8 protein-coding genes are annotated in these 6,393 nt (G+C 64.7%); 7 read left to right on the top strand and 1 reads right to left on the bottom strand.

Annotated features, from left to right (window positions below; translation table 11 throughout):
* Positions 1-920 (top strand): alpha/beta hydrolase (locus B4E30_RS06190; RefSeq protein ID WP_286794010.1); only part of this gene is annotated, 920 nt, incomplete at its 5' end.
* Positions 921-953: 33 nt separating this feature from the next.
* On the opposite strand, the gene B4E30_RS06185 is transcribed toward B4E30_RS06190, so the two are convergent.
* Positions 954-1,700 (bottom strand): class II aldolase/adducin family protein, encoded by a 747-nt coding sequence (locus tag B4E30_RS06185; RefSeq protein ID WP_286794008.1) that lies wholly within the window; start codon positions 1,698-1,700, stop codon positions 954-956.
* A 145-nt stretch (positions 1,701-1,845) separates the two neighbouring features.
* Between B4E30_RS06185 and B4E30_RS06180 the strand changes: the two genes are divergently transcribed.
* Genes B4E30_RS06180 through B4E30_RS16630 form a run of 6 tightly spaced genes read left to right on the top strand, consistent with a single transcriptional unit; the run spans position 1,846 to position 6,391 of the window.
* Positions 1,846-3,240, top strand: coding sequence for an aromatic-ring-hydroxylating dioxygenase subunit alpha (locus tag B4E30_RS06180; RefSeq protein WP_005050729.1), 1,395 nt, complete (start codon positions 1,846-1,848; stop codon positions 3,238-3,240).
* The gene (locus tag B4E30_RS06175) at positions 3,237-3,830 is read left to right on the top strand and encodes a 3-phenylpropionate/cinnamic acid dioxygenase subunit beta (protein ID WP_138173431.1); all 594 of its coding nucleotides are present in this window, start codon (positions 3,237-3,239) and stop codon (positions 3,828-3,830) included. The genes B4E30_RS06180 and B4E30_RS06175 overlap by 4 nt, the downstream gene beginning before the upstream one ends.
* Positions 3,827-4,141: a hypothetical protein gene (locus tag B4E30_RS06170; RefSeq protein ID WP_138173433.1), complete on the top strand. Its 315-nt coding sequence runs from the start codon at positions 3,827-3,829 to the stop codon at positions 4,139-4,141. Before B4E30_RS06175 ends, B4E30_RS06170 begins: the two co-directional genes overlap by 4 nt.
* Positions 4,142-4,155: 14 nt before the next feature.
* Entirely contained in the window at positions 4,156-4,350 is a 195-nt protein-coding gene (locus B4E30_RS06165; RefSeq protein ID WP_005050734.1) for a ferredoxin, read from the top strand.
* A 1-nt stretch (position 4,351) separates the two neighbouring features.
* Positions 4,352-5,575 carry an NAD(P)/FAD-dependent oxidoreductase gene (locus tag B4E30_RS06160; RefSeq protein WP_138173435.1) on the top strand — a complete coding sequence of 408 codons (1,224 nt, stop codon included), beginning with the start codon at positions 4,352-4,354 and terminating at the stop codon, positions 5,573-5,575.
* A gap of 39 nt (positions 5,576-5,614) precedes the next feature.
* On the top strand, positions 5,615-6,391 hold the full coding sequence (locus B4E30_RS16630) for an IclR family transcriptional regulator (protein WP_252370903.1): 777 nt from the start codon (positions 5,615-5,617) through the stop codon (positions 6,389-6,391).
* The last annotated feature ends 2 nt before the right edge of the window (positions 6,392-6,393 follow it).

Here is a 6,393-nt window from a genome sequence, read left to right as displayed (position 1 = left end):
ATGTCGTGACGACGTTTCGCTCTTTCGCGACTTCCGCTGGGACCGTCGCTTACGCCGAATGGCTGCCCGGCGGCCCCGCCCGTGCGACGGTGCTGCTCGTTCACGGCGGGGGGGTGGGCCCCGATGGCTGGAGTCGAGCGATCGGCGGGCGACCCGGGTGGGCGCCCCGTCTCGCCGAGGCCGGATACCGCGCGGTCGTGATGACGTGGCCTGGGTTGTCGGCTGGCGGCGCATGGGACCCCGACACGCCGCTGGATGGGGCGGCGGTCGCCGGCGCGATCGTGGAGCTAATCGCTGCGCTCGGCGGCCCGGTTGTCCTCGTGGTCCACTCCATGTCCGCCGCTTTCGGCTATCGGGTCGCTTTCCACCATCGGGATTCACTGATCGCCCTAGTCGCGCTGGCGCCCGCTCCCCCCGGGGATATCCAGCCCGAGCCCGCCGTGCTGGAAGAGGACGCCGATCACATCGTCGTCCAGGGACGCCCGCTCACCTGGAGGCTTCCCCGTCGCGGCTGGTGGCATCCCGGACCAGAGTTCATCGAGGCGAAGCTGGTCGGTGCGAGCGAGCAGTTCCCACCCGGTCACCTGGACGAGCTCCGTTCACAGCTGGTGCCAATCCCAGCCGGGCTCCTCCTCGAGCGGCAGAACGTCCGCGGTGCGCAGGTCCACATCGGCGACAGGGAGTTGGACGGCCTACCGACCCTCGTGATGGTCGGTACCCACGACACCGATCATCCGATCGAGTCGGACCGCGCGACTGCAGACTGGCTCGCCGAGCGGGGCGGCGATGTCAGGTTCGTCGCGTTGACGGCAGCGAACGTGGCTGGCAACGGCCACATGCTGATGCAGGAGTCGAACAGCGATGCGGTGCTCAACCTGGTGACGGAGTGGCTCGGTCCAAATGTACGCCCGCGGCGGTGAGGATGGTGCAGCTGATCGCGACCCGGGCGCCGGTCATCTCTGATGGCCCGAGTACAGCAGGAGCCGTTGCTCAGCAAGTTCCTGCAGCAGGAATCGCCAGAGATGCCCGTCGTTGAATGCGTCACCCAGGTCGGGCAGGTCGGCGAGATCGTCGTCGTCGATCGGCATAGGCTCGGCCCCTGCCTGCAGAACGGCGAGGTGCACGCGAGCGAGGCTGTCGACATTGATCGCGCGGATGACGGCCTGCGGGACGCTCTCGCCGACGGCCGTGAGGCCGTGACCGCGCAGGATGCCGACCGGCCGCGTGCCGAAATCGTCCGCCATGGCCGTCGCGCGTGCGTGGTTGCGGATCAGCGCAGACGAGGGGTGCGCGGGGATGCCGTCGCGCGCCATCCGCATAGCGGGGATGTTGAAGGCACCGACAATCGGTAGCAGTGTCCGTCCGGTTAGCGAGAACGCGACGACAGCCGGCGGATGCGCGTGGACGACGGATCGGGCCGCAGGATTGCGGCGCAGCAGCTCAAGATGCAGAGACAGCTCGTTCGGCGCCCGGTACCCGCCGGCGAGCTCGAACGATCCCTCGAGGGGCACGGCGAGGATGTCGTCGGCGGTGGTGAAACGCAGCCCTCGCTCCTGCGGTCCGCGGGCTCGGATGAGGACGGTGTCGTCGTCGACCCGCAGGCTGACGTGCCCGAGGATGTCGTCCACGAGCCCCCGGACCGCGAGCACGCGGCAAGCATTGGCGACGAGCATGCGTTCGTCGACGTAGTCGTTCATCATCCACTTCTCCTTCGAGGCGTGATCTCCGATTGCGAATTCCTGGAAAATCTAGCAGAATCAGATTCTGTCTTAAAGAAAACCGGTCTCGACCGACATCATCTTCAAGGCGCGGAATAGGACTCTGACATCAGGAAGCAGCGGCCCAATGGCGAGCAAGACGACGATCTTCGAGGACGTGCGGCGCGGCATGATCCCGGCGCACATCTATAACGACGAGGAGATCTTCGAGCAGGAGAAGAGCAAGCTCTTCAGCCGCGCGTGGATTTTCGTCGGACATGAATCCGAGATCCCTCAGCCCGGTGACTACGTGGTGCGGCATGTGCTCGACGACTCGTTTATCGTCGTGCGCGACGAGAGTGGTGAGATTCGGGCGCACTTCAACATGTGCCTGCACCGCGGGATGCAGGTATGCCGCGCCGAGGTCGGCAACGCCTCCCACTTCCGTTGCCCCTACCACGGGTGGTCATACCGCAACGACGGCCGGATTATGGGCCTCCCGTTCCACGAGGAGGCCTACGGGGGTGAGGCAGGGTTCAACAAGAAGGGTGCACGACTGCTCCCGGCGCCGAACCTGGACACATACAACGGTCTGATCTTCATCAGCATGGACCCGAACGCGCCGACCCTGCGGGAATACATCGGCGACTTCGCGTTCTACCTCGACTACTACACCGGGCAGAGCGCCAAGGGCATCGAGCTGCGTGGCCCGCAGCGGTGGCGCGTCAACGCGAACTGGAAGATCGGCGCCGAGAACTTCGCCGGCGACATGTATCACACGCCCCAGACCCACACCTCGGTCGTCGAGATCGGGTTGTTCCGTGAGCCGAAGGCGGAGAAGCGCAAGGACGGCAACACGTACTGGGCCGGCAACGGCGGCGGCACGACCTACAAGCTCCCGCCGGGCAGCCTCGAGGAGCGGCTGCGCTACGTCGGATATCCCGACGCGATGATCGAGCGGATGAAGGAGCAATGGTCGCCTGAGCAGCTCGATGTGATTGGCCGTGACGGGTTTATGATCTCAGCGGCATCGCTCTTCCCGAACATGAGTTTCGTGCACAACTGGCCGAAGGTGGAGGACGGGGACGACGTGCTGCCCTTCATCTCGATCCGTTCGTGGCAGCCCATTAGCGAGAACGAGACGGAGGTCTACTCCTGGTTCGCGGTCGATGCCGAGGCGCCGGAGGAGTTCAAGGAGCTCTCGTACAAGGCCTACCTTATGTGCTTCGGTAGCACGGGAATGTTCGAGCAGGACGATGTCGAGAACTGGGTCTCGCTGACCACGACTGCCAAGGGTTCGATGGCTCGACGGCTCCTGCTCAACAGTCGGATGGGGACTCTCAAAGACGACACTCCGGTCGTCGCTGCGCTGACGCCTGAACAGTTCGCCGGTCCAGGCGTCGCGCACGTTGGTTACGGCGAGTACAACCAGCGTCATCTGCTCGATCGTTGGGCCGACTACCTCGACACCGATGACGAAGTCGAGGTGCAGGTCGCGAGCATCGGTACAGGCATCACCAACAACGGGGAGGCACCCGCATGATGAACACCGAGACCGGTGTCCAGATTTCCGGGCAATCGCCTCTCGGCGCCCACGCCACGCGCGCCGATCGAGTCGGGCGGTCCCTACTGTTCTCCGACGAACTGCATCTCGAGGCGCATCGTTGGTTGATTGAAGAGGCTTACACCCTCGACGAGCAACGGTACGAGCACTGGCTTGAGACGCTTACAGAGGATATTCACTACATCATGCCGGTGCGTCAGACGACGGCTCTCGGGTCTTCCTTCACGACGGCGAGGGGGATGTCGCACTGGGACGAGAATAAGTACTCGCTCAGCCGCCGGGTCGCGCGATTCCTGACTGAACACGCTTGGACGGAGGACCCTCCCTCACGCCTGCGTCACTACGTGACGAACGTGCGTGTGTTCCTGTCCTCGGTCGAGGACGAGCTCATCGTCGACTCCGCCGTCCTGCTGTTCCGCAGCCGGGGAGACGTCAACGAGCCGTCAATCATCTCCGCTCACCGCGAGGACGTATTGCGTCGCGTCGGTGACGACCTGCAGTTGGCACGTCGGGTGATCATGGTGGACGAGTCGGTGCTCCGCACCCAGAACCTGGCGATCTTCCTGTGAGCGGCCTCGACTGGGAGGGTGCCGACGTCGATCGTGATGCCGCGGCGGCTGCGGCGGCGGAGCGCGAGCGTCTTGTCGCCCGCACCGTCGGAGAGCCGCTCGTCATCGCCAACGAGTTTTCGGAGATCGAAGTGCGCCGCGTGGAAACTCACAACGGCACGAGGCTACTGATCGACGCCCCGAAAACTGGCCAGTGGATCGCGATCGACCCCATGGAACTCGAGGCCCTGACCTGGCAGACCACGCAGACGTTCTCCGAGATGATCGCGCGGCCTGACCAGCCGATGTTTCCCGAAATGCGACCGCAGTAGAAAAGGAGAGACCGATGGCACGGATCATCGCCGACCGCAGCGCCTGCCAGGGCTACGCCAATTGCGTTGTCGCCGCGGGCGACTACTTCGACCTAGATGACGACGCCCTAGTGATCGTTCTGCGCGAGGACCTGCCCGACAGTGACCGCAAGCGAGTAGAGGAGGCGGCGCGCAGCTGCCCCGTCTCCGCCTTGGTTGTGGAGGACTGACGTGTCGCGGGTCGTCATCGTCGGCGCCTCTGTTGGTGGGCTCAAGACCGCCCAAGCCCTTCGAAGCGAGGGATTCGAGGGCGAGATCGTCCTGATTGACCAGGAACGCCATCCCACCTACGACAAACCTCCGCTCTCGAAGAAGTACCTCACCGGTGAGACGGCGCGACACGAGATCGAGCTTCTCTCCGAGCACGAGACGCGGGGGATCGGAGCCATCTCAATCTTCGGCACGCCCGCGGCATCCCTCAACCTCGAAGGCCAGGTTGTGACGCTCGAGGACGGTACAGCCGTCTCATACGACACACTCGTGATCGCCACCGGGTCACGCGCCCGTCGCTCTCCGTGGGGTGAAGGTGAGCATATTCACTTGCTGCGTACCAGCGGCGATGCCGAGCGCTTGCGGGATGAGCTGGCCACAGCGCGGCACCTTGTGGTCATCGGCGCAGGCTTCATCGGGGGGGAGGCTGCCGCAACCGCGATCACGGCGGGCGTACGGGTCAGCATGGTTGACCCGTTCCCGGCGCCGATGTCGCGGGTGCTCAATGCCGAAGTCGGCCAGATCTTCAGCCGCAAGTATGCCCAGGAGGGCGTCGAGGAGTACTTCGGAAGGACAGTCGAAGGCGTCGAACAGACGGCAGACGGGGTGCGCGTGGTGCTCGATGGCGGCGAGATCATCGAGGCCGATGCAGCTCTCGTCGGTATCGGAGCTGTGGTCAACACAGAGTGGCTCGAGGGTTCCGGCATCGAACTCGACAACGGGGTGACCTGCGACTCTGGGCTGCGGGCCATCGGGCATCCTGAGATCTTTGCCGTCGGCGATATCGCACGTTGGGCGAGTGCGTCGCGCAACGTCTCGCTGCGCCTCGAACATTGGACCAATGCCGTTGATCAGGCTCGCGTCGTCGCACACAACATCGTCCACCCTGATGATTGCGAGGACTACGACACGACCGAGTATGTCTGGAGCGACCAGTACGACTGGAAGATCCAGGTGGTCGGGCGCACCGGCGCCGACGACATCGTCATCATCGGGTCCGAGGAGGACCAGCGCTTCGCCGTACTTTACTCGGAGAGTGACGACTCACTGACCGGCGCGCTCGTCGTCAACTGGCCGCGGGCGCTCGTTAGCACGCGGCGAGCGGTGGCTACGAGAACCGATCGAGCCGAGGTCGCGGCGCGCCTGACCGGCGACGGCGCGCGGTCGGTCACGCCCGCGGTCTGAGGATGGTCCCCGTGACCACAAGGCGATACGATTTCTGTTGTGCAGAAATCGCCCGGCGACGGTGTAGCGCCCCAATACCCGATCGAGTCAGTGGACAACGCACTGCGGTTGCTCATCCTTCTTGGCGAGCGTACGGAGGTAAGGCTGACCGACGTCAGCGCCGAACTCGGGGTGGCGTCTTCGACGGCGCACCGCATCCTCGCAATGCTCATCTGGCGCGGATTCGCCCGTCAGGATCCGCGCACGAAGACCTACGGTCCGGGTCCGACACTCACGAGCGTGGCCTTCTCAATTTTCCGGCGCATGGATCTTCCGCGCCTGGCGCAGCCGATCCTCGAGGATCTCAGTTCCTCGATGGGCGAGACGAGCCATCTCGGCACCCTCGAAGGCGCGAACGTCCGCTTCATCGCGGCGTCCGAGCCGGCGGCGGCAGTCCGCGTCGCCTCACGCCTCGGACGGGAGATCCCGGCGTACGCGACCTCGACCGGCAAGGCGATGCTTGCCAGCCTGCCGACAGAACAGCTCGGGCGCTTGTTTCCAACGGACTCACTCCCCGCGGTGACCTCGCATACCGTTCAGTCCCTTGCGGACCTCGAGAAGGAACTCGAAACCGTTCGGCGCCAGGGCTACTCGACGAACCGCGAGGAGAGCGAGGACGGTGTGGCATCGGTCGCAGTCTCGGTCGCGAACTCAGCAGGCATCAATCTCGCCATCAACCTCGCTGCCCCAGTCCATCGTCTTCCGGTCTCGAAAGTCGCGACCTTCGGGCGAGCACTCAAGGACGCCTCGATGCGGTTGAGCGAGGCGTTGGGCTAATC

The sequence above is a fragment of the Microbacterium sp. UBA3394 genome (genome assembly GCF_002358725.1).
GTDB classification, from domain to species: domain Bacteria; phylum Actinomycetota; class Actinomycetes; order Actinomycetales; family Microbacteriaceae; genus Microbacterium; species Microbacterium luteum.
Note: the sequence above shows the minus strand (reverse complement) of the source record. Positions and strands in the feature narration are given on the sequence as shown.

What these genes read in the sequence shown, in the direction of transcription:
- B4E30_RS06180 (WP_005050729.1), top strand. Translation starts at nt 1,846, where the DNA reads ATGGCGAGCAAGACGACGATCTTCGAGGACGTGCGGCGCGGCATGATC.
- B4E30_RS06165 (WP_005050734.1), top strand. Translation starts at nt 4,156, where the DNA reads ATGGCACGGATCATCGCCGACCGCAGCGCCTGCCAGGGCTACGCCAAT.
- B4E30_RS06185 (WP_286794008.1), bottom strand. Translation starts at nt 1,700, where the DNA reads ATGATGAACGACTACGTCGACGAACGCATGCTCGTCGCCAATGCTTGC.
- B4E30_RS06175 (WP_138173431.1), top strand. Translation starts at nt 3,237, where the DNA reads ATGATGAACACCGAGACCGGTGTCCAGATTTCCGGGCAATCGCCTCTC.